This window comes from Hungatella hathewayi WAL-18680, assembly GCF_000235505.1.
GTDB lineage: Bacteria > Bacillota > Clostridia > Lachnospirales > Lachnospiraceae > Hungatella_A > Hungatella_A hathewayi_A.
Genome location: NZ_JH379029.1, coordinates 529257 through 552731, shown reverse-complemented (window position 1 = coordinate 552731; position 23475 = coordinate 529257). Strand labels below are relative to the sequence as shown.

22 protein-coding genes are annotated in these 23475 nt (G+C 48.2%); 20 read left to right on the top strand and 2 right to left on the bottom strand.

Annotated features, from left to right (window positions below):
• The first annotated feature begins 26 nt into the window (after positions 1-26).
• The 7 genes from HMPREF9473_RS23345 to HMPREF9473_RS23315 all read left to right on the top strand — a co-directional run bounded on the left by HMPREF9473_RS23345 (position 27) and on the right by HMPREF9473_RS23315 (position 5825).
• On the top strand, positions 27-974 hold the full coding sequence (locus HMPREF9473_RS23345; RefSeq protein WP_006782696.1) for a 3'-5' exoribonuclease YhaM family protein: 948 nt from the start codon (positions 27-29) through the stop codon (positions 972-974).
• Between the two features lie 506 nt (positions 975-1480).
• Entirely contained in the window at positions 1481-2926 is a 1446-nt protein-coding gene (rlmD, locus tag HMPREF9473_RS23340; RefSeq protein WP_006782695.1) for a 23S rRNA (uracil(1939)-C(5))-methyltransferase RlmD, read from the top strand.
• Positions 2927-3025: 99 nt separating this feature from the next.
• Entirely contained in the window at positions 3026-3670 is a 645-nt protein-coding gene (locus HMPREF9473_RS23335) for a hypothetical protein (RefSeq protein WP_242830886.1), read from the top strand.
• Between the two features lie 154 nt (positions 3671-3824).
• The gene (locus HMPREF9473_RS23330; protein WP_006782693.1) at positions 3825-4295 is read left to right on the top strand and encodes a hypothetical protein; all 471 of its coding nucleotides are present in this window, start codon (positions 3825-3827) and stop codon (positions 4293-4295) included.
• Positions 4296-4304: 9 nt separating this feature from the next.
• Positions 4305-4583, top strand: a complete 279-nt coding sequence (locus tag HMPREF9473_RS23325) for a DUF1905 domain-containing protein (protein ID WP_006782692.1) — start codon at positions 4305-4307, stop codon at positions 4581-4583.
• Between the two features lie 72 nt (positions 4584-4655).
• A complete protein-coding gene (locus tag HMPREF9473_RS23320; protein ID WP_006782691.1) occupies positions 4656-5147 on the top strand; it encodes a peptide deformylase in 492 nt (163 codons plus the stop codon).
• A 213-nt stretch (positions 5148-5360) separates the two neighbouring features.
• Positions 5361-5825 (top strand): Hsp20/alpha crystallin family protein, encoded by a 465-nt coding sequence (locus HMPREF9473_RS23315; RefSeq protein ID WP_006782690.1) that lies wholly within the window; start codon positions 5361-5363, stop codon positions 5823-5825.
• Between the two features lie 165 nt (positions 5826-5990).
• Here the strand turns inward: HMPREF9473_RS23315 and HMPREF9473_RS23310 are convergent, their stop codons facing one another.
• Positions 5991-6461 carry a zinc ribbon domain-containing protein gene (locus tag HMPREF9473_RS23310; RefSeq protein WP_006782689.1) on the bottom strand — a complete coding sequence of 157 codons (471 nt, stop codon included), beginning with the start codon at positions 6459-6461 and terminating at the stop codon, positions 5991-5993.
• Positions 6462-6665: 204 nt separating this feature from the next.
• Here HMPREF9473_RS23310 and HMPREF9473_RS23305 point away from each other — a divergent pair, with 204 nt between their 5' ends.
• The 6 genes from HMPREF9473_RS23305 (at position 6666) to HMPREF9473_RS23280 (ending at position 12489) form a co-directional block, all read left to right on the top strand.
• On the top strand, positions 6666-7067 hold the full coding sequence (locus HMPREF9473_RS23305; RefSeq protein WP_006782688.1) for a MerR family transcriptional regulator: 402 nt from the start codon (positions 6666-6668) through the stop codon (positions 7065-7067).
• A 54-nt stretch (positions 7068-7121) separates the two neighbouring features.
• Positions 7122-8099, top strand: coding sequence for an aldo/keto reductase (locus tag HMPREF9473_RS23300; protein ID WP_006782687.1), 978 nt, complete (start codon positions 7122-7124; stop codon positions 8097-8099).
• Positions 8100-8213: 114 nt separating this feature from the next.
• Positions 8214-8753, top strand: coding sequence for a flavodoxin family protein (locus tag HMPREF9473_RS23295; RefSeq protein WP_006782686.1), 540 nt, complete (start codon positions 8214-8216; stop codon positions 8751-8753).
• Positions 8754-8971: 218 nt separating this feature from the next.
• Positions 8972-9982: an ABC transporter substrate-binding protein gene (locus tag HMPREF9473_RS23290; protein WP_242830885.1), complete on the top strand. Its 1011-nt coding sequence runs from the start codon at positions 8972-8974 to the stop codon at positions 9980-9982.
• A gap of 13 nt (positions 9983-9995) precedes the next feature.
• Positions 9996-11702: a sensor histidine kinase gene (locus tag HMPREF9473_RS23285; protein ID WP_006782684.1), complete on the top strand. Its 1707-nt coding sequence runs from the start codon at positions 9996-9998 to the stop codon at positions 11700-11702.
• A gap of 1 nt (position 11703) precedes the next feature.
• The gene (locus HMPREF9473_RS23280; protein WP_006782683.1) at positions 11704-12489 is read left to right on the top strand and encodes a response regulator transcription factor; all 786 of its coding nucleotides are present in this window, start codon (positions 11704-11706) and stop codon (positions 12487-12489) included.
• A 39-nt stretch (positions 12490-12528) separates the two neighbouring features.
• Here the strand turns inward: HMPREF9473_RS23280 and HMPREF9473_RS23275 are convergent, their stop codons facing one another.
• Positions 12529-13524, bottom strand: a complete 996-nt coding sequence (locus HMPREF9473_RS23275) for an ORF6N domain-containing protein (RefSeq protein WP_034859982.1) — start codon at positions 13522-13524, stop codon at positions 12529-12531.
• Positions 13525-13810: 286 nt separating this feature from the next.
• Here HMPREF9473_RS23275 and HMPREF9473_RS23270 point away from each other — a divergent pair, with 286 nt between their 5' ends.
• From HMPREF9473_RS23270 to HMPREF9473_RS23235, 7 genes are all read left to right on the top strand, one after another.
• Positions 13811-15271, top strand: coding sequence for a hypothetical protein (locus HMPREF9473_RS23270; RefSeq protein WP_006782681.1), 1461 nt, complete (start codon positions 13811-13813; stop codon positions 15269-15271).
• 70 nt (positions 15272-15341) lie between these two features.
• Positions 15342-17174 (top strand): ABC transporter permease, encoded by a 1833-nt coding sequence (locus HMPREF9473_RS23265; RefSeq protein WP_006782680.1) that lies wholly within the window; start codon positions 15342-15344, stop codon positions 17172-17174.
• Position 17175: 1 nt separating this feature from the next.
• Positions 17176-18825: an ABC transporter ATP-binding protein gene (locus HMPREF9473_RS23260; protein WP_006782679.1), complete on the top strand. Its 1650-nt coding sequence runs from the start codon at positions 17176-17178 to the stop codon at positions 18823-18825.
• 371 nt (positions 18826-19196) lie between these two features.
• Positions 19197-20396, top strand: a complete 1200-nt coding sequence (locus HMPREF9473_RS23250; RefSeq protein ID WP_006782677.1) for a C40 family peptidase — start codon at positions 19197-19199, stop codon at positions 20394-20396.
• Positions 20397-20518: 122 nt separating this feature from the next.
• Positions 20519-21739 (top strand): N-acetylmuramoyl-L-alanine amidase family protein, encoded by a 1221-nt coding sequence (locus HMPREF9473_RS23245; protein ID WP_006782676.1) that lies wholly within the window; start codon positions 20519-20521, stop codon positions 21737-21739.
• A gap of 23 nt (positions 21740-21762) precedes the next feature.
• A complete protein-coding gene (locus HMPREF9473_RS23240) occupies positions 21763-22959 on the top strand; it encodes an N-acetylmuramoyl-L-alanine amidase family protein (protein WP_006782675.1) in 1197 nt (398 codons plus the stop codon).
• Positions 22960-23146: 187 nt separating this feature from the next.
• A complete protein-coding gene (locus HMPREF9473_RS23235; RefSeq protein WP_006782674.1) occupies positions 23147-23464 on the top strand; it encodes a flagellar hook-basal body complex protein FliE in 318 nt (105 codons plus the stop codon).
• Positions 23465-23475 lie beyond the last annotated feature (11 nt).

The window sequence follows — 23475 nt, the reverse complement described above, 5'->3', positions numbered from 1 at the left end:
GAGACAGGGAGAGATAGGAGAACAGGATGAGATACATTGAAGGATTCAGAGAAGGAATGCATGTGGCGGATGTCTACTTATGCAAGAGCAAACAGATTGCGCTGACGAAGGCCGGAAAGGAATATGGTAATCTGGTGCTTCAGGATAAAACCGGAACCATTGATTCTAAAATCTGGGATTTGGGTTCGCCGGGCGTCGGCAATTTTGAGGCGATGGACTATGTGTATGTGGACGCGGATGTGACGGTGTTCCAGAATGTGAACCAGCTGAATGTGAAGCGGATTCGCAAGGCCGACGAAGGGGAATATGTACCGGGAGATTATCTGCCTGTTTCCTCCAAGGATATCGGGAAAATGTATGAGGAGCTGGTGGGCTTCATCCGCTCGGTGAAGAACCCGTATCTTAACAAGCTGGCGTCCAGCTATTTTATCGAGGACCGGGTGTTTGCGAAGGATTTTCAGTTCCACAGTGCGGCGAAGAGCGTGCATCATGGATTCGTGGGGGGACTTTTGGAGCATACTCTCAGCGTGGTGAAGCTGTGTGATTACTATGCGGGATATTACCCAGGGATTAACCGGGATTTACTGTTGACGGCGGCGATGTTTCACGATATCGGGAAGACGAAGGAACTGTCCGTGTTCCCGGAAAATGATTACACCGATGACGGGCAGCTGTTGGGACATATTATAATCGGGACGGAGATGGTTGGAGAGAGAATCCGCACCATTCCCGGATTCCCGGAGAAGCTGGCGACGGAGCTGAAGCACTGCATTCTGGCCCATCACGGAGAACTGGAGTATGGCTCGCCGAAGAAACCGGCGCTGTTGGAGGCGCTGGCGCTGAACTTTGCGGACAATACGGATGCGAAGATGGAGACCATGCTGGAGATACTTCACGGCGCGGGCGATAACCAGGGGTGGCTTGGGTACAGCCGGCTGATGGAGACCAATGTGAGAAAGACGACGGAGTTTTAGAGGTTTGGATAAAACGGAATAAGGGCGCTGGATGATGAATACCTGTTGGTGATTCGCCATCCAGCGCCCTTATTCTTGGTACATAGGGTTGTATTGTTGTATATATGAGAAGCGTTCGGTGCCATTCCGGGTATTGTTATTGTGTAATAGAATATGGAATGGGCGGAAACACTTTTGTTGTTAGTCGAGCCCGGCAGTGGTTGCGCGCTGGTTACCACCGGCCTCATTAATATGTACACGATTCTGGCTGCAGTCGGTCTCGCTGCCATACCTTGGAATCGGTGTTGTTATAATACCTTTTCGATATCATGTATATATCATACCAACAAATTGTGAATAGAGTTTGTTCAAAGGATAAAAGAAGTGTAAAAATAGGGAAATAATTCTTGCGAAAGTATGTGGTAATTCTTGCTAAAAAGTGAAGAAGGAAATAGAATAGAAGTTAGAGAGTCTGCAAAGGCCGGGTAATGAGGGCTTTGACTGCAAAAGACATGAGGAGTAGAAGAATGGATATTAAGAAAAATGATGTGTTTACGGTTCAGATAGAGGATATGAGTGAGGATGGAGCGGGAATTGGGAAGCTGGATGGGTATATCTGGTTTATCAAGGATGCCGTGATTGGAGATGTGGTGGAGGCGAAGGCCATGAAGATGAAGAAGTCTTATGGATTTGCCAGACTGATGAAGGTAGTAGAGCCGTCCCCCCACCGCGTGGAGCCAAAGTGCCCGGTCGCCAGACAGTGCGGCGGCTGCCAGCTCCAGGCATTGAGCTATGAGGAGCAGCTCAAGTTCAAGGAGCAAAAGGTTTACAACAATCTGGTGCGGATTGGAAAGTTTGACAATGTGGTGCATGCGTTGGACGAGACGGTGGATATCGGGGCCAAATCCGCCGGAAGCTGTGGAAAACCCATCCGGTTTCTGCCGATTATGGGGATGGACGAGCCGTGGAGATACCGGAACAAGGCCCAGTTCCCGTTTGGGAAGGATAGGAATGGTGAGATAGTCACCGGTTTTTATGCCGGCCGGACCCACGACATTATTGAAAATGAGGACTGTCTGCTGGGCGTGGAAAGCAACCGGCCGATTCTTGATAAAATTAAATCATACATGAAGCAGTGCGGCGTGGAGCCTTATGATGAGGAAACCCATCGCGGCCTGGTCCGCCATGCCCTCATCCGGGTGGGATTCAAGACCGGAGAAATCATGGTATGCCTGGTGATAAATGGCATAAAACTGCCGGAGGAGTCCGTGCTGGTGGACAGCTTAAAGGAGATAGAAGGCATGACCAGTATTTCATACAGCGTCAACCGTGACAAAACCAATGTCATCATGGGAAAAGACATCGTCAACCTTTACGGCCCCGGCTATATCACCGACTACATCGGCGATGTCAAATACCGGATATCCCCCCTGTCCTTCTACCAGGTAAACCCGGTCCAGACCGAAAAATTATACAGTACCGCTTTAGAATACGCCGGACTCACCGGCGGCGAGACCGTCTGGGACTTATACTGCGGCATCGGCACCATCTCCCTCTTTCTCGCCCAAAAAGCCAAAAAAGTCTACGGCGTAGAAATCGTCCCCGAAGCCATCGCCGACGCCCGCGAAAACGCCAAAATAAATGGAATCAACAACGTGGAATTCTACGTCGGCAAAGCAGAAGAAGTCCTCCCCGAGCAATACGAGAAAGAGGGCATCTACGCCGACGTCATCGTAGTAGACCCCCCACGAAAAGGCTGCGACGAACTCTGCTTAGACACCATCGTCAAGATGTCCCCCAAACGCGTCGTTTATGTAAGCTGCGATTCCGCTACGCTGGCAAGGGATTTGAGGTATCTGGCGGATAGAGGGTATGAGGTGGAGAAGGTGCGGTGCTGCGATATGTTTGGGCATAGCAGCCATGTGGAAACTGTGGTATTATTGAACCGCGAAATCAAGAAGAATGATGATTAATTTCAAAGAAGTGGAGTGTCATCAAAAAAATGTAGTAAGATTTGTATTGAGCTGTACTGAAATGAAGTAATAAAGATTACGCTTGTTTTTATTTGGAGTATGAAAGAAAGGGCTGTGGTAATGGGTAAATTTTACTATGATTTTAAAATTGATGATGAGGGTTTTATAAAGATAAAAAATCTTCCTGGTAAAGTGGAATTACTATCGGCTCCTCGCGAAAAGCAGGAAGAAAAATATTATTCATATGTATTGCATGATACTGATATAAAGAATGCAATTTCATATTTGGAGAAAGCGTTACAGGTAGAAGATGTTATTGAGAAAGAGGCATTATTCGAAGCAGCGGTAATTAAATACATAAAATGTTTTACAAGCTCAAAGAGTGGAAGAAAACAATTAATTCCTAGTAAAGTCTATAATAATATACAAGGTGATCCGTTAGGATGTCATATGAAATTTAAAGAAATAAGAGATTCATATATTGCACATGATCAAAATGATTTTTTAACTGTTAGAATGGGACTTGTATTACAAGATGGTGAACTAAAAGGGGTGGTTTGTCCTCCCATGCAATCGGTATTTTATTATGAAGATAATATAAATATATTACTGGCCTTATGTAAAATTACATGTAGTTTCGTAGAGAATATTCTTAATGAAGAGATAGATAAGATTCATGAGAAGTATAAAGATGAATGGGATATCAAAATTATAAAATCATTTCCTAAAATGAAGGAACATTAAAAAATTTACTTAAGAAATAAAACCTATTTGGAAAAGGAGAGTCTATGGAACAACATTTTTATGAACAAATAAAATTTATACTAGCAGGAATTGCAAAGAGAGTATGCGACATTAGAAAATGTGGTATAAAATATAATTTCGGAGGCGGCAGTCGATGGAGATAAATGAACTGGAAGCTCGGATTCAGATGTTGAAGGATAAAAATAATACCGTGGCGTTTAAAGCATTGCAGGAATTGGAGCAGATTTCGGATGAAACAGGGGCATTGTATGGGTACACGGGAGAGTTTGCGGATATGATTGGCAGTGAGAATTATGGGGTTCGGGTGCGTGGGTTTCGGCTTTTCTGCAGGCAGGCGAAGTGGGATAAGGACAATGTGATTGATGAAAATATAGATGCCGCTCTGAGGATTTTGAAGGATGACAAGCCGACCGCGGTAAGACAGGCTCTGGCCGCCTTGGCGGATGTAGTAAGGTTTAAGCCGGATTTGAGGGAAACGGTGAGAAGTGCTGTGTCGAATATCAATTACCTGAGGTATAAGGACACCATGCACAGTTTGATTGCAAAGGATATCCAGGAGCTGCTTTTAATGATACAGGCCTTAGAGTTGGGAAATGGAGTTTGACAAGTAGATATGGAGAAAGTACTTGAATTTGATGCAGTTATAATAAAAAAAGCGGACATGGATGCGGCTTATGTGGAGGTGCCTTTTGATATAAGAGCTCTTTTCGGGAAGTCCAGGCTGCTGGTGCATGCGACGTTCGATGGAGAGCCTTATGACGGACAGATTGTAAAAATGGGCACGCCATGCCATATTATTGGGATTCGGAAAGACATTCGCTCAAAGATTGGCAAGCAGCCGGGAGATATGGTTCATGTGACATTTACAAAACGGGAAAAACAGAAAATGTAAAAATACGGATGAAAAGATAAAAAGTTACTGGGTAATGATGAGGAGACAGTAGAAACGGAGAACATTTGAGGCATGATCAGAGAAATTTTAAAGCTAGGCAACCCGAAACTTTATGAGGTGAGTGAGGAAATCACAAAAGCGGATATGGAACTTCTGCCGGAATGGGTGGCGGATTTGCATGATACGTTGATGGATTATCGAAAGACTTATGGGGCCGGCCGGGCGGTGGCGGCGCCTCAGATTGGGGTTGCGAAACGGCTGTTGTATATGTATACGGATAAACCTTATGTGTTCGTGAACCCGGTGCTGACATTTCCGGATGAGGAGACGTATACGCTGATGGATGACTGCATGTCCTTTCCCGGATTGATGGTTATGGTGAGACGGTATCAGCGGGCGGATATTCACTATCTGGATGAGAAGATGCAGCCGCGGCAAATGCATCTGGAAGGGGATTTATCGGAGCTTCTTCAGCACGAGTATGACCATCTGGACGGAATCCTGGCAACGATGAGAGCGGTGGACAATAAGTCGTTTTATATGGGGCAGATGAAGAGGGATTGAAGAAGAGATGTCTGAAAATTCTGGAAGTATGAAGAAATTGTGAAAATTAGCACTCGTCTCTTGACAGTGCTAACAAAAGGTGGTATAACGTAATCAGAACAAAGGAAGAGGAATAAAAAGAGAGTGGCAAGAAGCTCTATGAATCCCTTGAAACATCCCGGTTCCAGGAAACAGGTAAACAAACATAGTGATTTAGAAAAGGAGAGATGAAGTATGTTGATGCCTAGTATTTTTGGAGAGAATTTGTTTGATGAGTTTTTTAATGACTTCCCGTTCTATGATGACAAAGAGGAGCGCAGACTGGAGAAGAAGCTGTATGGCAGACGTGCCCAGAACCTGATGAAGACCGATATTAAGGAGATGGACCAGGGCTACGAGATGGAGATTGACCTCCCAGGCTTCAAGAAAGAGGACATTCAGGCGTCCATCCAGAACGGCTATCTGACCATCAGCGCCACCAAGGGTCTGGAGAAAGAAGAGAAGGACAACGACAACGGACATTATATCCGCAGAGAGCGTTATGCCGGCACCTGCGAGAGAAGTTTCTATGTAGGAGAACATGTAACGCAGGAGGATATTAAGGCAGAGTTTAAACATGGCATTCTGAAACTGTTTGTACCGAAGAAGGAAGCAGTTCCGGCAGTGGAAGAAAGCAAATATATTTCAATTGAAGGCTAACAGACAACGACAATGCGGGGAATTGGATTTCCAGTTCCCCGCATTTTTGGTTGTCTGTTAAGTATTAACCCGAGAGATTTTAGGTTTTCACCCCGAGAGATTTTGGAGTTTCAATCCGATGAATTCTTGATTTTAACCAATTTATTTTTATCTGGCAGTGTCAATTTATTTACTATTTGTTTTCCACCGCTTCAAGGTTGGAAGAAATTCCATCAGCTGCATCCGGGCTTCCTGTTCGGTTAGGTGCAGTCCGGCGGACTCATTCCATTCATCCAGATGTTGCAAGTTATGTTCAATCAGTTCCTCCATGGAAATGTCTTCGGTGAATTTCCCATGCTGGAAGCAGAAGGTACAGTATTCCTCCGACTTGCTTCCATCCAGCTCCGTTCCCTTATCACTATCCTTTTCCAATGTCATGCCACAACTCTGGCAAAGCCCCGCCGGCCGACCCAATAAATGGTCTACCGACACATGGAACGTTTCGGCAATCAATTTGAGTGTATCTATATTGGGAATCGTCTCCCCATTTTCCCACCGGGACACGGCCTGTCTTGTGACAAACAGCTTCTCAGCAAACTCATCCTGCGACAACCCCAAGTCTTTACGCAGATTTAAAATCATATCCTTCGTTTCCATTTGACAGCCCTCCTTTTTTCTATTTTAATACGGAAAGCCGTAGCACTCAAGCAACTTGCTGTTGCCTGTGCTTAAACACATAAAAAAATATATAAAAAAGCTACAAGCTACAAAAAAGCTACAAGCTACAAAAAAACCTCTTGACTTGGAGCCAACTCCAAGTGTTATTCTATATACAACAGTCACAAGGAGGTGAGCAGGCATATGACGATAAAGGAAGTCAGTAAAGAATACAATATCTCACAGGACACTCTGCGGTATTATGAGCGGGTGGGGATGATTCCTTCGGTTACTCGTACTTCCGGGGGGATTCGGGATTATCAGGAGGAGGATCTGCGGTGGGTGCAGCTGGCCATCTGTATGAGAAGCGCCGGGCTTCCGGTGGAAGTGATGATTGAGTACGTGAAACTTTACAGCGAAGGAGATGAGACAATTCCGGCAAGACTGCAGTTGCTCAGTGAACAGCGGGAAGCGCTGCTGGAGCAGAGGCGCCAGATTGATGAGACGATAAACCGGCTGAATTACAAGATTGAACGCTACGAAGTGGCGGTCCGGACCGGAGTGTTGTCCTGGGACGAGGACAATTGCCCGACAAAGAAAATGTAATAAGATAGGAAAGTAACTGTGAACAGACGACGGTAACGATAACAGGAGGATTCAATGAAATATACAACCTTGGGAAACACTGGCATTCAGGTATCAAAATTATGTGTGGGATGTATGAGCTTCGGTGACCCGGCCAGCCAGATGCATGCGTGGACCCTGAACCCGGAGGAGAGCGAGAACCTGATAAAGCGGGCGCTGGATTTGGGCATCAATTTCTTTGACACGGCCAATACCTATTCCGCTGGAACCAGTGAAGAATATCTGGGACGTGCTATTAAAAACAACACCACCCGTGACAAAGTCGTTCTTGCAACAAAAGTTTATTTTAATGAGGGCCACCTTTCCAGAGAAGCAATCATAAGGGAAATCGATGGCTCCCTAAAGCGGCTTGGCACGGATTACGTGGACCTTTACATTATCCACCGCTTCGATTACGGCACGCCCATAGAGGAAACCATGGAAGCTCTGGACAGTCTTGTGAAGGCAGGGAAGGTCCGGGCCCTGGGAGCGTCGGCCATGTACGGCTATCAGTTCCACAACATGCAGCTGGCTGCGGAGAAAAATGGCTGGACTCCATTTTCCACCATGCAGAACCACTACAATCTCCTGTATCGGGAAGATGAGCGCGAGCTGATTCCAATCTGCCGGCAGCAACAGGTTTCCCTGACACCATATAGCCCGCTGGCGGCTGGCCGTCTGGCCCGCCTGGAGTGGAAGACGGATACGCTCCGCAGCCAGACCGACAAAACCGCCATTTCCAAATACGACAGCACCCAGGAATCCGATTACGGCATTGTGCTGCGCGTCCATGAGATTGCCCAGAAATATGGCATCACCATGACCCAGACCGCCTTGGCCTGGCAGTTCGCAAAAGGTGTGGCAGCGCCAATCATCGGTGCCACGAAGGCAAAATATTTTGATGATGCAGTGGGAGCCCTTGACATTTCTCTCACAAAAGAAGACATCACGTACCTGGAAGAACTCTACATCCCCCACCGGATTGTAGGCGCTCTCCCGCCCGCGGCCGTATAAACCATATAAACCACCAGCCCTACCATATCTAGTATCCATCACAGACAAATAACCAAAAGATACTTATATATAGAAGAAACTGGTCATCATACATAAGAAAATGGAGAAACGAATATGAGCAAAAAAATATTGATAATCTCTTCCAGCCCCCGAAAAGGCGGCAATTCCGACCTGCTGTGCGACGAATTTATCCGCGGAGCGTCAGAGGCGGGCCACAAAACGGAAAAAGTGTTTCTGCGTGACAAAAACATTCATTACTGTATCGGCTGCGGAGTGTGCAACTCTACCGCCAAATGCGTACAGAGCGATGACATGGAACAGATTTTGGAGAGCATGGTGGAGGCGGACGTCATCGTGCTGGCGACTCCCGTCTACTTCTACACCATGGATGCCCAGCTGAAGACACTCATCGACCGCACCGTCCCCCGCTACACGGAGATGAGGAATAAAGAAATATACTACATCATGACAGCGGCCGACGAGGAAATCGAGCATATGCAGAAAACTGTGGAAAGCCTGCGGGGCTTCACCATGGACTGCCTGGATGGAGCCGTGGAGAAAGGCATTATCTACGGCGTAGGTGCCTGGAATAAAGGCGAGATTCTGGACACCCCGGCCATGGTTCAGGCATACCAGATGGGAAAAGATTCTTAAGTGTGGGATAGACAAGAGGAAACACATCGCAAATCATAAAAAACAGATACACAGATACCCGAAAATTACCAGGGAACCGTGTATCTGTTTTTTATTACGCCCAGGGTCACAACATGCCATCGTCAAACCGGCAAAATCATGATATACTCATAGTAATAATTTTAAGACAGCACTCAGCCAAAACGGGGGTGACAACGATGAGAATTCGTCATGGAAATATGAGAATAAAGCAATATCTCGCAGGAGCGCTTGCAGCTTCGACCATCCTGCTCAGCGGATGTGCCGCGCCGGCCGCCACGTCCTACGAGACCAGCAAAGTGCCGGAGGACAAAAAACTGATTGTATACACATCCCACAAGGAAGAGGTATACGGTCCCATTGTAAAGGAATTCGAGGAGCGCACCGGCATCTGGGTACAGGTGCGGGCCGGCGGCACCACAGAGCTTCTGGACGCGGTCAGCAAGGAAAATGGAAAAGACAGCTGCGACGTCATGTTCGGCGGAGGTGTGGAGAGCTACGACGCCTACAAAGAATATTTCCAGCCATACCGGTGCAGTCAGAGCGACTTGCTGGACGACACCTTCCTGTCACCGGACGACAGCTGGACCGTATTCACGGAACTTCCCATCGTCTTCATCTATAACAACAAGCTGGTGGACCGCTCGGACGCCCCGTCAAGCTGGCGAGCGCTTCTGGACGAGCGCTGGAAGGGCAAAATTGCATTTGCGGACCCTGGAAAATCTGGCACCAGTTATACGGCCCTGGCTACCATGATTCAGGTTCTTGGCATGGACGAAGAGGCCGTCATGACCGCCTTCACAGAGGCCCTGGACGGAAATGTCTCCGCCGGTTCCGGTGAAGTGGTCAGCGAGGTGGCCAGCGGCACCCGGCTGGTCGGCATTACCCTGGAGGAGGCAGCCAGAAAACGGATGGCGATGGGCGAGGATATCTCCATCATTTACCCGTCCGAGGGCACCAGCGCGGTGCCGGATGGCTGTGCGCTGGTCAAAGGCGCCCGCCATGTGGATAACGCCAAGCTATTTATCGACTTTACCGTGAGTGACGATGTCCAGAAGCTGGCCGTGGACCAGTTCCTTCGAAGAACAGTGCGCACCGATTTGAGCCAGGGGGCGGCGGACGATGAGATAAAAATCATGGACTTTGATTTGGTGTGGGCCAGCAGTCACCAGGAGAGAATTCTGGAAATGTGGTCGGAGCTGATGAAGTAGGGAGGGGACAGATATGAAGAAGTTTATCAAGAAGTCCTTTAAACGGGAACTGCTTTTCAGCTTTCTTGTGGTGGCTTTGGTGCCGTTCGTGCTCAGCAGTGCATTTCTGATTCAGATGTTTAAAATAAAGCTGGCCAGCGACTACCGAAAAAAAGATGTGGAACAGGCGGCCACCATTGAGCACATGCTGACAGGACTGTTTCAGAGCTTTGACACGGTAACCCAGGAGCTTTGCCAGGACGAGAAAATTCTCACGGACATGAGCACGCCCGGAGGCTGGAACCGGAATGTGGTCTACTCCGCTCTCTATGAAAAAACGGCGGGGCTCCGCGACCAGGCGCAGTTTGACGTCTACTCGAAGGACGGAGTCTGCCAGTATTCCACGGGAACCGGGATGCTTCACACCCAGCTGCCGGCCTACTGGGGGATTTTGAAGGTCGCCTCCGCCCACCCGGAAGAGATGATTATCCGGCGGGAGAAGGAGCATCTGGGCGATTCGGACATTCTGCTGAGAGCCGTGCGGATGATAAAGGACAATGAGGACGGCTGCGCCGGATTTGTGGTGGTCAGCATGAGGGAGGAAAATTTCGAGGAAGCCCTCCGCGGAACATACAGCAGCCAGGATGGCATCTGTATTGTGGACGGATTTTGGGAGACTGTGTACCATACGGGCATTGCGGCCCAGGAAAATATAGGGGATATCCTGAGAGGCCGCCTAATCTCCGGTGAGGGAATTCCAGGCTCCTGGAACAGCAACAGCCTGTACATCTCTCCGTTAGGGGACACCGGCCTTTACAGTATCGTGCTTCGCCCGGATGTATTTACGGAGGACACCACAAGGGCCATGTACAGCGTGATCATCATTATGGCGGCCGTCAGTATGGCGCTCTGCGCTATGGTAGCCAACCGGATGAGCAACAGTCTGACCCGGCCGGTAAAGTCGTTAAATCTGGCCATGTACGAGGTGCAGGGAGGAAACCTGGATACCAGAATCGAGGTGGACCGGGCTGACGAATTCGGTCAGCTGTCAGACAGCTTTAATACCATGACCAGCGAGCTGAAGGATTACATGGAGAAGCAGGTGAGCCAGCAGAAGCAGATCAATGAGATTCAGGTGGCCATGATGCAGGCCCAGCTAAACCCCCATTTTTTGTACAATACATTGGACACCATGAAGTGGGTAGCTAAGGCTAACCACATTCCGGAGATAGCGACGCTGGCCTCCAAGCTGGCAAAGATTCTGCGGACAAGCATTTCCCAGGTCCAGTTTATCACACTGAAGGAAGAGATGGAGCTGGTGGAGAGCTATGCGGAGATACAAAAAATTAGATTCCACGGCAAATTCTGTTTCGAATATGAACTGCCTGAGGAGATAAAACAGTGCCGGATACCCAAACTAATTGTGCAGCCCATCGTGGAAAATGCGGTGATCCATGGGCTGGCCGACTGCGACGAGGGACATATCTACGTCAAGGCCATGGAGAAGGACGGGAAACTGCACATCGAGGTGCAGGATGACGGCTGCGGCATCAGCCGGGAAGTGATGGAACATTTAAACAGCAGGGACAGGGAGCAGCTGGCGGGACATCTGGGATTTTACAACGTGGATACGATTATCCGTCTGCATTATGGGGATGAGTACGGAGTGCAGGTGGAAACGCCGGAGAGTGGCGGCACGAAGGTGACCATCGTGATACCTGCGGAGCATGGGGAGGAATGAGATGTTAAAGGTACTTGTAGTGGACGATGAAACATTTGTGAGAAATGGAATTGTGCTGGAGACGGACTGGACGTCTCTGGACTGCGCCGTGGTGGCGGAGGCGGAGAACGGCCTGGAGGGAATCGAGGCGGTTCACAAATACAACCCGGATATCATTATCTCGGATATCCGGATGCCGAAAATGGATGGCATCAGCATGCTTCGCACTCTGAGAGAAGAGGGAAACAAAGCTGAAGTGATTTTTCTGACCGCATACAGTGAGTTCGAGTATGCCCAGAATGCACTGCGGTTGCTGGCTGCCGACTATCTGCTAAAGCCCTTCGAGGATGGGGAACTGGAGGCCGCCGTTGACAAAATTCGGGAAAAATTAAAGCGGGAGCAGGGCGAGAACCGCCGCCAGGACGAAGAGAAAATCCTGTCCCTGAACTTGAAACCGGGAGACAAGAGCAAATACGTGATGGAGGCCATCGCCTATATATCCAGTCATTACAGCGAGAGCAATATCAGTGTAGGCACCATAGCCGAGTCCCTTGGCATCAGCGAGGGCCACTTAAGCCACCTGTTTAAAAAGGAGACCGACTACACCGTCATGTCCTACATCACCAGATACCGCGTCCGCGCCGCCATGAAGCTCCTGAACAATTGCCGTTACAAAGTATATGAGGTGGCGGAGATGGTAGGATACCGTGATATCACCTATTTCTCCAGCACCTTCAAAAAAATAGCCGGAGTCTCCCCCTCGGAATACCAGGGCCGGAGCGCCACAGACCCAGGGCAGGAAGATTAATTCCTGCCCTGTATCTGTGAGGTAATCTGAAATTATCAGCTAAGCGGATGTTTGTTCAATTGATTGAATTTTCAGATGTTCTCGGATACTGTTTATGATTGTGAAATCCTCCAATAAACTTATTGCAAAACATTTTTTACCGGCATCTTTCAAGGAAGCACCTATATGATAGGCTGTGTTTTCGTCGATGATAAGAAACCGGTCATGGAAAGTATCTGTGTATTTTACAATTAATTCAGGATACTGTTTATTAAAATTTTCTACATCGGTTTTTGTAAGTTTTGTTTTCTTTAAAGTATAAATACATATATTTACATGTTTTTTCTTTTTGGCAAGAATATTAAGAGTATTGATATCAATATAATTGTCAATTAGAATAATGGATGAATTTGCACTGTTAATCAGTTTAACCAGTAGACTGAAGGCATCAAAAATTTGACCATCAAAAAATATCTTTTGTGAGGATTCAGTATTTTCTGATATGTAGTCAAACACCTTATCAAGTTTAGTGTCAATCTCTTTTTTATATTCTATTTGTTTTAACTCCAACCTATTTATCTGTTCAAAAAGAATGGAGTGGTTAGCCATTATTTTGCGCATTTCCACAAATACTTTCATTATGTTGATGCTGACTTGAACAGCAATATCACTTTTAAGAATTGCCGAAAGCATTGCAATTCCCTGTTCTGTAAAGACAAAGGGCAAATACCTGCGGCCACCTTTTGAACTGACTGTATTTTTATGATTTATTGAGGTCGCATTTTGCGACCTCAATAAATCATATTCTTCTTCGGTTAACTGAAACCGAAATTCTTCTGGAAATCTAGCTATGTTTCTTTTGACAGCTTCATTTAAGCGTTTGGTCTCAACCTGATAAAGAGAGGCCAAATCACTGTCAAGCATAACCTGTTGTCCGCGAAACATATAAATTAAATTTTTAACTGTTGATAACTGCTCTTCTTCTTTTTTATCATATAATACTCCTGTACTTAAATTAAAAATAACTGATAATTGTGATTTAGCCGATTGATTCAACCGATGGATATAAATGAATATAGATATTAAATATAAGCAAATTAACTATATCAAAATTATACTTAAATTGCAATTAAAATAATTTCAATTTGTGTTTTTGATTTTGGATATGTATATAATATACATATAAAGCCCATAAACAACAGAAAAACTATGCAAAATAACAGAATACACAAAGGAATAACAGTTTTGTCTAGTTCAAAATGCTTCCCCCCTCCGATATAATAAGACTATCAGATGATGCTGCAGCGTCTCAATATCAGATAAGCCGATTCAGGGCTTAAACATGAATATCAAGGAGGAGCGTAACGTGAAAAAACGAATTTTATCTTTAGCATTGGCAGGTACTATGCTGGCAGTTTCCCTGGCTGGGTGTGGGTCTAAGACTACAACAACTCCAACAGAAGGAACAACGGCGGCAAAGGCAGAGCAGCCGGCAGCCACAGACGCGGCCCAGCCGGAGACAGAGGCTCCAAAGGTTGACGACGCCAACCTTTCAGAAGTAGAGAAGATTATCAAAGAGGCAGAAGGCATGTCCATGGAGGAACTGGCGAAGAAGGCCATTGAGGAATCCAACGGAAAGACCTTCTACGGCGTAGGAAACTCCAGCCGTGGCAAGAGCGCACTGCCATTGTTTATTGAATACTTACAGACCATCGACCCATCCTACACCATGGAATACGAGTGGCAGCAGCCAAAGAACAACAAAATCTTTGAGCAGTTATCCGCAGATTCCTTAAAGTCATCCGGCACCTTCGCCATGACGCTGATTCAGGATGGCAACCAGATTGAATCCAAGATGGTTCAGACCGGTATCTTAAAGACCTTCGTTCCCAAAGAGTGGGCAGAGGCCAACGGAACTACCGCTGACGCTTACACCGGATTCCTTCCGTTACAGACACTGAACAAAGTCTTCATGTACAACAGCACCGGAAGCGCCGAGTACAAGAACTGCTGGGATTTCGTGGCAGAGGGCGTTCACCCGTTATACATGGATATTGATTCCGAAATCGTAGGAAAGAACTTCTTATACATGCTGACCGAAGACAAATATGCGGCAATGCTGAAAGAAGCATATGATGCGCTGGACAGCACAAAACAGGCATACTTCAAACCGGTCATTGATGAGATGGCAACAGATGCTCAAGATTTAGGACTTGGCGCGGACGGCGCATATGCCTTGGCATGGATTAAACTCTGGGTTGAGAATTACAATGAACAGACCGACGATGGTCCTATCTGTAATACCCTGGTTACCGATTCCGCAACAGACCAGTGTGGACTGTTGGTATACTCCAAACTCCGTTCCGTAGAGGAATCCGCAGGCGTTTCCTTAAACAACATTAAGGTAGCTGCCTATGAGGATGGCTATAAAGGTATCGGTGGTTACGGCTACTGCCACTACTTATTCCTGACCAACAACAGCCCGCTTCCGTGGACATCATGTGCATTTATCGCATACATGACCAACACAGCGGATGGCTTCTCCGCATGGGGCAAAGATATGGGCGGCTACTCCTCCAACCCGAAGGTAATGGAAGAGACCGAGAAGACCTACAACCACAGCAAGGGCGGCTACAATGATGCCGGTGAAAATGTATTCGACTGCAAGAACGACAGAGGATACGACTGGTGGGTAGGCGACGGCGAACTGGTTCTGGAAGACCCGCAGTACTGTGCGGATGTATCCTTTACCGTAGGCAGCTGGATTGAACTGCTGACAAAGTATAGCGACGCAGCTAATTAAGGAACAAGAGCAGGGGTGCTGCAAATCAGAGTTTGCAGCACCCCGTTTTATCAAAGTTAAGGAGTAGGTTATGGAGGGGACAGTTACGAACAAGTCAAATAAAAAAGCCATCGTCTTAAACAAGATTAAGACTTATTTCTCCAAACCGCAGAATGTCATTCTCCTGCTGTTTGGTATCGTACTTACCTTCACGACAGTTGCACCCATTGTGGCAATTGTGAAGGATACGCTGATGATTCATCCAGGAACCATTGACGCGCATCTGGCAGGGAAGGCGTCAGGCTATACAGTTGTCAATTACATTGACCTGTTCACCAGCCGCCTGGCCAGAACAAATCTCTGGAAACCGCTGTGGAACACCTTGATGCTGGCAGTACTCACCTGCCTGATATCCATCCTGTACGGCGGAACATTTGCATTTTTAGTGACAAGAACGAACCTGAAGTTCAAGAAATATTTAAGCTCCATTTTCATTTTCCCATACATCATGCCCCAGTGGACGCTGGCCGTTGTATGGCAGAACTTATTTAACAGCAACGCGGTGGTTGGTACCTCCAACGGACTGCTTGCTTCCCTGTTTGGATTTATGGCGCCCAAGTGGGTCTGCCAGGGATTGTTTCCAAGTGCGGTGGTGCTGGGTCTTCACTATGCGCCATTTGCCTACATCCTGATTGGCGGCATTTTCCGAAATATGGACGCCAACCTGGAGGAAGCGGCCACCATTCTGGATACGCCAAAATGGAAGACCATGTTCCGGATTACCTTACCGATGGTAAAACCGGCCATTCTCTCCACCATCCTTCTGGTATTCGGAAGCTCTATGGGAAGCTATCCGGTACCTCATTACCTGGGATTCACCACACTGTCGACCAAATACATTTCCATGAATGCCAAATATACCGGCGAGGCCAGTATCCTGGCGATTATCATGATGATATTCGGTGTGGCGATTCTGACCATGAACCAGTTCAGCCTGAAGAGCCGAAAGAATTACACCACAGTAACCGGAAAATCCGGGCAGCTGTCCAAGATTAATCTGGGCAAGCTGGGGAAATACGTGATAGGCCTGGTGTTAATCGTCCTGACCTTCATCACCAGCATTTTCCCGATTATCTCCTTTGCACTGGAGACATTTTTACCAAACCCGGGAGATTACAGCTTCCTGTACACCAGGGATTTGAGTAACCTGACCACCAAATGGTGGGTGACCAGCGAGAACATCACCGAGAACGGAATGTACGGCCAGAAGGGAATTTTATACAACTCCACCATCTGGCACGCCTTCTGGGGAACCCTGCTTGTGGCGGTTATCTGTGCCCTGATTGCAGGCACCATCGGAACCCTGATTGGATACGCGGTATCCAAGAACCGGAGAAGTAAATGGGCCAACTACGTCAACGGCGTGGCATTCCTGCCATACTTGATGCCGTCCATCGCGGTGGGCGCGGCGTTCTTCATCCTGTTCTCCAACGAGAAGATTAACCTGTTTAATACCTACACCTTGTTGATTATAGCAGGTACCATAAAATATATACCGTTTGCCAGCAGGAGCGCTCTAAACTCCATGCTGCAAATCAGTAACGAAATTGAGGAAGCGGCCATTATTCAGGATTTGCCCTGGTTTAAGCGAATGTTCCGAATCATCATTCCGATTCAGAAGTCGGCTATCATCAGCGGATATATGCTTCCGTTCATGACCTGTTTGAGAGAATTGTCCCTGTTCCTGCTTCTTTGTACCCAGGGCTTTATCCTCTCCACAACGCTGGATTACTTTGATGAGATGGGGCTGTACGCATTTTCCAGTGCGATTAACCTGATTCTGATTGTGACAATCCTGATATTTAACACATTGGTAAATAAACTGACCGGAGCAAGTCTGGACGATGGTATCGGAGGTAACTAATATGCCAGAAATAAAATTAACAAACGTGACGAAGAGATGGGGAAAATTCTATGCGGTGGACCATCTGGATTTATTGATAGAGGATAATTCATTTATCACCCTGCTGGGACCTTCCGGCTGTGGCAAGACGACCACGCTCCGTATGATTGCCGGACTGGAGACACCGACCAGCGGTCAGATTAAGATTGGGGACCGGGTGGTATTCGACAGTGAGGCGGGAATCAATGTTCCGGCCAACAAGAGAAAAGTGGGCTTCCTGTTTCAGAACTACGCTCTGTGGCCCAACATGACGGTGTACCAGAATATCTCCTTTGGACTGAGCAACATCAAAGAAGAGATGGCCCAGTGTGATTTTGAAGCCAAGACCACCAACGATTTAATTCAGGCGCTGCAAAACGGCAAACGGATCGTGGAGCTGGTGGAGGAATGCCGGGATAAAAAAGGTAAACTGGATATGGATAAGGTTTATCTGAAGTTTATCGACGCCTACATGATGTCGATTTATACGGCTAAGACATTATTTGAGTATAAGATTCAGGAATCCTCAGACCCGGACGGCGCCGCGAGAAGCAAGGCGGCGGAGCTTGAGAAGAAGCTGGCGTCCATCAAAGATTCCTACAAAGCCAAGGGTCAGGAACTGAATGAGAATTTTGAGATAACAAGCGGCGGCAAAGTGCTGATGGAGAACCGGAAGCTGCACAAGGAAGAGGTGGAGCAGGCGGTCCGCAGAGTTGCCAGAATTGTAAAGATTGGACCGTTTATGAGCCGCTATCCGGCAGAGCTGTCCGGCGGGCAGCAACAGCGTGTGGCTATCGCCAGAACCCTGGCGCCGGAGCCGGCCGTGCTGTTCATGGATGAGCCGCTGTCCAACCTGGACGCCAAGCTTCGTCTGGAGATGCGCTATGAGCTTCAGAGACTTCATGTGGAGACGGGAAGTACCTTCGTCTACGTTACCCATGACCAGATGGAGGCCATGACCCTGGCGACCAAGATCTGTCTGATAAACAACGGCGTGCTTCAGCAGTATGACGCTCCGCTGGAGGTATACCACAAGCCCAACAACCTGTTTGTGGCGGACTTCGTGGGCAATCCTTCCATCAACTTTATCGAGGCCAAGGGGAAACAGGTTGCTGATAAGTCCATGGAGCTGACGATTTTGGACGGCGTGAAGGCGGTATTCCACCCTACAAAGGATTTGGACCTTAAGAAATGGTTTGAAGAGAGAAACAAAGAGGAAGTCAAGGCGGAGAGCGCCAGACAGGAAGTTCTGAAGGATAAGAAAGCTGTCGAAAAAGGCAATAAGGATGAGCGGTTCAAATACCACATTGCAAAAGTGGATGAGAGCGATTACAGCATCGAGGAAGAGCCGGAGATTACGGACGAGGACTTCGTTATCGGTGTGAGACCGGAGTATTTGGAGCTTGGAAAAGAGGGGAAACTTCATTCCACCATCTACGGCGCCATGCCTACGGGTATGGAATCCACGGTGAAATTGAGAATCGGCGAGTACCTGCTGACCGGAGTCGTGTTCGGCGGAGTCACCTACCGCATCGGTGAGGAGACCAACGTGGACATCCAGGGAGAAGATATCCTCCTGTATGACAGAAAGTCCGGGAAATATATCGCGTCCGGTTCACTGGAAATATTGTGATTTTAAGATTTTAGGATTTGTAATGCGCAGATTCGGGAAACAATTCCCGGATTTGCGCATTTTTTATGTGCTGCTTATCAATTTATTTCCGGATGCTTACAATTTTATGGTAATTTTGAAATGAAATCGTAAAGAAAAAATCACACGTATGCGGTTGCGATATCCCGCGATTCATAGTATGCTTTATATATTGGAATTAGAAAATATTTCCATAGTAGTTTTTATATCACAGGCCTTTGCTGCCCGGAATCGTAAATCTAAGCGTAGATATGAGGGCGGATATAAGGACGGATATAAAAATCATATGGAAATGAAACAGAAAGTACAAAAAGAATTTTGGAAAAACAGAAGAAGGATACAAAAGACGGCGTATGAATAAGCAGAGAAAAGCAGTCTCCCGGTTCCTTCTGCGCGTTCTCCTGATCACCACCGCATGGACGGCATTTACCCCCACAGAGGGTCTGGCGACCACGGTTTCGGAGGTGGAGGAGGAGAAAGCAAAAGCGGAAGAGGACTATGAGAATGCGGGAAAGGCCATTGAGAATCTGGAACAGGGCCGCGAGAAGCTGGCTTCGGAGACGGAAGAGTTGGGCCAGGAGCTGACGGACCTGCTGGTAAACATCAGCATTCTGGAAGACGACATGGCGGAGTTAAAGAAACAGATAGCAAAGACTGACAAAGAATATCAGGCGGCCAGACAGCGCCAGGAGAAGCAGTACGAGGTGATGAAAAAGCGGATTCAGTTTTTATATGAGGAGGGCAATATCACCTACCTGGACATTCTCCTGAAATCGAAAAATATCGGCGATTTGGTCCGGGAGACCGAGTACGCCAGACAGCTCTACGAGTACGACAGGGATATGATTCTGGATTACGAGGAGGTCCGCCAGGATGTGATAGCCAGACAGGAACGGCTGGAAACGCAGAAGTCCGAGATGGAGACCATGAAGGAAGAGTACACGGCCCAGAAAGCCAGCCTGGAGGAAACCATCAATACCAGGAAAACCCAGTTGACCAACTTTGACGCCAAACTGGCCTTAGCAAAAGAGAAGGCGGAGGAATACGCCAGGGCGGTTCAGGAGAAGACGGAGCAGATTCGAAAGCTTCGTGCCGAGGAGGAACTAAGACGGCAGCAGGAAATCAGCCGCCAGCTTCAGGAGCGTCAGAGAGCCATGACGGAACGATATCAGGATGGCACACCGATTAAGAGCACAGGTGGAACGGAATTTGGCCGGAGTGTGGCGGACTACGCCCTCCAGTTTGTGGGCAACCCCTATGTCTGGGGCGGCACCAGTCTGACAAACGGCGCGGACTGCTCCGGGTTTACCCAGTCGGTCTACCGCCATTTCGGGGTATCCATCCCCAGGACATCGGGAGAGCAGGCGAATTACGGTAAAGAGATTGCGTATGAGGACATGGAGCCAGGGGATTTGATATGTTATTCCGGCCACGTGTCCATGTATATAGGCGGCGGGCGAATCGTCCACGCCGCTTCCGCTAAGGCCGGCATCTGCGTCACCGACGACCCGGCATACCGGACAATCGTGTCAATACGACGGCCATGGCAGTGATGGCGGCAGGAAGAACGGCATACAGAGAGAATGTGTGAAATGCAGAAACATGTGAAATACGGATAGTGCGAAACACAGCATGCAGAATACACAAATCATGGAATACGAAAGGGAGGTTACAGATGTTGCAAGGAAGACGAAAGATTCGATGGATTTTATTATCAGCCATACTTATGGCGCTGGCGGGAGGAACCACGGCTCTGGCCGCGGAGGAAGCAATAAAATCCGCATCCGTGTCAGTCACTTCTGATGTGGAGGCGGACGCCGGACAGGGCGATGTAACGGCGGTAGCCAACAGCACCCGCTATCAGGTCACCTCCTGCAATTTTGTCAACAATAAAAGCAGCTGGGTAGCCGGGGAAGCGCCCCGGGTGAAAATCGTGCTGGAAGCAGCAGAAGGTTATTTTTTTAACAATATCAATTCCGGCAGTGCCACGGTCCGCGGCGCCACCTACGTCTCATCTGACCGTAGCAACGCCAACCATACGCTGACCATGACCGTAAAGCTCAAGCCAATCAAGGGCACACTGGACATGCCGGAGGAAGCCGGCTGGAACGAGGGCTCTCTCGGCAAAGCCAAATGGAGCAAGGTGGAAGGCGCCTCGGCCTACGAGTTAAAGCTCTACTGCAACGACGACCCGGTCTGCCACGTGGAGAAGACAACGACCACCAGCTATGACTTCTTTGACAAGATGACCAAGCGAGGAGATTACTATTACCGGGTGCGGGCGATTCCCCGTACCACCTCGGAGGCCCAGTATCTGAAAGAGAGCGACTGGCAGGAATCCACAAGCCAGGAAATCACCCAGCGGGATGCCAACGCCGCCCAGACCCACCAGTCCAACAACAAGGCGGACACGTCGCCGGGCTCAACGGGAACCCCGAATACCTCCGGCAATTCCCCCCAGGCCGAGCAACCTGGCTGGAAGCAGGACAATTCCGGCTGGTGGTATTTGAAAGCCGACGGCTCCTACCCCCGCAATAGCTGGGAGTACATCAATAACAAATGGTATTTATTCGATATGAATGGCTACATGCTGACCGGCTGGCAGAAGCGGAACGACAAGCAGTACTATCTCACCAGCAACGGCGATATGGTATCCGGCTGGTTCCAGTACGACCGCATCTGGTACTACCTGGACCCGGACAACGGCATGTATGACCGCGGCTGGCTCCAGCAGGGAGACGACTGGTACTATCTGAATTCAGAGGGCCATATGGCTACCGGCTGGCTGAAATCAAACGGGAAATGGTATTACATGGACCCGGCATCCGGCAAAATGGTGAAAGATACCGTAGTGGAGAAATACTATATCAATCCTGATGGAGTCTGGATTCCGTAAGCGTGAGAGAAGGAGGAGATACAATGTTAACCAGATTAAAGAGAACCGTGGCGGCGGCACTGATATGCGGGCTGTGCGCCGGCAACATGATGACAGCTATGGCGGCCACCAAAAAGACGGAGACGAGAACGCCCATTACGTCCGTGTCCATACGGGTCTACTCGGAAGTAAAGTCCGACTATGACGTCAATGCAGCTACCCTGTATGCCGTATCCAACAGCGATGACTATACCATTGGGGCATCATCATTTGACAATAAAAACAAAGAATACTGGGAGCCGGGAGATGTTCCCACGGCCAAAATTGAGATACACGCCAGAAGTGGTTACTATTTCAACAAGGTATCCGGCGCCAAAAAGTTTGACATCACCGGAGCCACTTACAGCTCTTCCAAGACTCAGAATGATTCTGAGACCCTGATTCTGACCGTAAAGCTGACACCGGCTTCCGGAACCCTGGATGCCCCGGAGGTGGCCGAGTGGGTCGGATATCCCATTGGAAAGGCGTCCTGGGAGGCAGTGCCCTACGCCGGCGCCTATGAATTAAAACTGAACAGAGACGGAACCGAGATATTCAGCGTCCCCAAGGTCAATGCTACGACCTATGATTTCTATCCGGCCATGACACAGGGAGGCCGCTACCAGTTCCGGGTGCGGGCCATCCCCAAGACCACGGAGGAGCAGAACTACATCAAGAGCGGTGACTGGGTATACTCGGAGGAGATTGACATTGACGACGATGAGGCATCCAACCTGACCGGCAATAACCGGACCAACAAAAATATTACACCTGCTCAAATCGGGTGGACGAAGGATGCTGAGGGCTGGTGGTACCGGAATGCGGATGGAACCTACCCTGTCAACGCCTGGGCGGCTATCAACGGCCAGTGGTACCTCTTTGATTACAACGGCTATATGCTGACCGGCTGGCAGATAAAAGATGGAAAATACTATTTCATGGACAGCAACGGCGCCATGCAGATTGGATGGCTGGAGGACGGGAAAAACTGGTATTTCCTTGATAACAGCGGTGCGATGCAGACCGGCTGGATCAATGTGGACGGTGTCACCTACTATTTCGATGCCAACGGCGCCATGCACAAAGGCTGGCTTCTCGACGGTGGAAAATGGTACTACATGAACACGGACAACGGAAGCCTGACCAGAAACGCATACATTGGAGGATACTACTTAAATTCCAACGGAATTTGGAATCCGTAATAAAAAAATAAGAAAAATTACAAAAAATGCCAAAAAATTTCCAGAATAAAGTTGACGTAATTCATCGGAATCGTTATACTTAGACTAAGCGTATGTTTAGGATTAATTGAAAAACATGTTTTTACGTGAAAAAATGGCGTAGATCTATGTTTGGATGGGAGTATAGGAACAGGAAAGGGATGGGTATATGCAGATTACACCGATGGTAAGGATGGAGGGCGTTACAGGCATTCAGTCTTTAGATGAATTAAGCCGCGCCGGAGCGTCACAGGAAGTAAAGGGCAAAAACAGCTTTCAGAATATATTACAGGATGCAATCAGGGAAGCGGACGATTCCATAAAAGCAACTGAGATCATGGACGAACAATTGGCCTCCGGTCAGATTGACAATCTGCATACCGCGTTGATTCAGGCGGAGCAGTCTGCCGCGGCAGTAGAGTTTACGACTCAGCTGGCCAGCAAGGCAGTGAGTGCATACAACCAGATTATGGGTATGCAGATTTAAAAAATGACAAT

Bases quoted from the DNA above. Each gene is read 5' to 3' on its own strand.
- HMPREF9473_RS23260 (WP_006782679.1), top strand. From the start codon at position 17,176: ATGCCAGAAATAAAATTAACAAACGTGACGAAGAGATGGGGAAAATTC.
- HMPREF9473_RS23325 (WP_006782692.1), top strand. From the start codon at position 4,305: ATGGAGAAAGTACTTGAATTTGATGCAGTTATAATAAAAAAAGCGGAC.
- HMPREF9473_RS23310 (WP_006782689.1), bottom strand. From the start codon at position 6,461: ATGGAAACGAAGGATATGATTTTAAATCTGCGTAAAGACTTGGGGTTG.
- HMPREF9473_RS23290 (WP_242830885.1), top strand. From the start codon at position 8,972: ATGAGAATAAAGCAATATCTCGCAGGAGCGCTTGCAGCTTCGACCATC.
- HMPREF9473_RS23285 (WP_006782684.1), top strand. From the start codon at position 9,996: ATGAAGAAGTTTATCAAGAAGTCCTTTAAACGGGAACTGCTTTTCAGC.
- HMPREF9473_RS23280 (WP_006782683.1), top strand. From the start codon at position 11,704: ATGTTAAAGGTACTTGTAGTGGACGATGAAACATTTGTGAGAAATGGA.
- HMPREF9473_RS23250 (WP_006782677.1), top strand. From the start codon at position 19,197: ATGAATAAGCAGAGAAAAGCAGTCTCCCGGTTCCTTCTGCGCGTTCTC.
- HMPREF9473_RS23330 (WP_006782693.1), top strand. From the start codon at position 3,825: ATGGAGATAAATGAACTGGAAGCTCGGATTCAGATGTTGAAGGATAAA.
- HMPREF9473_RS23335 (WP_242830886.1), top strand. From the start codon at position 3,026: ATGAAAGAAAGGGCTGTGGTAATGGGTAAATTTTACTATGATTTTAAA.
- HMPREF9473_RS23300 (WP_006782687.1), top strand. From the start codon at position 7,122: ATGAAATATACAACCTTGGGAAACACTGGCATTCAGGTATCAAAATTA.
- HMPREF9473_RS23270 (WP_006782681.1), top strand. From the start codon at position 13,811: ATGAATATCAAGGAGGAGCGTAACGTGAAAAAACGAATTTTATCTTTA.
- HMPREF9473_RS23295 (WP_006782686.1), top strand. From the start codon at position 8,214: ATGAGCAAAAAAATATTGATAATCTCTTCCAGCCCCCGAAAAGGCGGC.
- HMPREF9473_RS23240 (WP_006782675.1), top strand. From the start codon at position 21,763: ATGTTAACCAGATTAAAGAGAACCGTGGCGGCGGCACTGATATGCGGG.
- HMPREF9473_RS23305 (WP_006782688.1), top strand. From the start codon at position 6,666: ATGACGATAAAGGAAGTCAGTAAAGAATACAATATCTCACAGGACACT.
- rlmD (WP_006782695.1), top strand. From the start codon at position 1,481: ATGGATATTAAGAAAAATGATGTGTTTACGGTTCAGATAGAGGATATG.
- HMPREF9473_RS23345 (WP_006782696.1), top strand. From the start codon at position 27: ATGAGATACATTGAAGGATTCAGAGAAGGAATGCATGTGGCGGATGTC.
- HMPREF9473_RS23235 (WP_006782674.1), top strand. From the start codon at position 23,147: ATGCAGATTACACCGATGGTAAGGATGGAGGGCGTTACAGGCATTCAG.
- HMPREF9473_RS23245 (WP_006782676.1), top strand. From the start codon at position 20,519: ATGTTGCAAGGAAGACGAAAGATTCGATGGATTTTATTATCAGCCATA.
- HMPREF9473_RS23265 (WP_006782680.1), top strand. From the start codon at position 15,342: ATGGAGGGGACAGTTACGAACAAGTCAAATAAAAAAGCCATCGTCTTA.
- HMPREF9473_RS23320 (WP_006782691.1), top strand. From the start codon at position 4,656: ATGATCAGAGAAATTTTAAAGCTAGGCAACCCGAAACTTTATGAGGTG.
- HMPREF9473_RS23315 (WP_006782690.1), top strand. From the start codon at position 5,361: ATGTTGATGCCTAGTATTTTTGGAGAGAATTTGTTTGATGAGTTTTTT.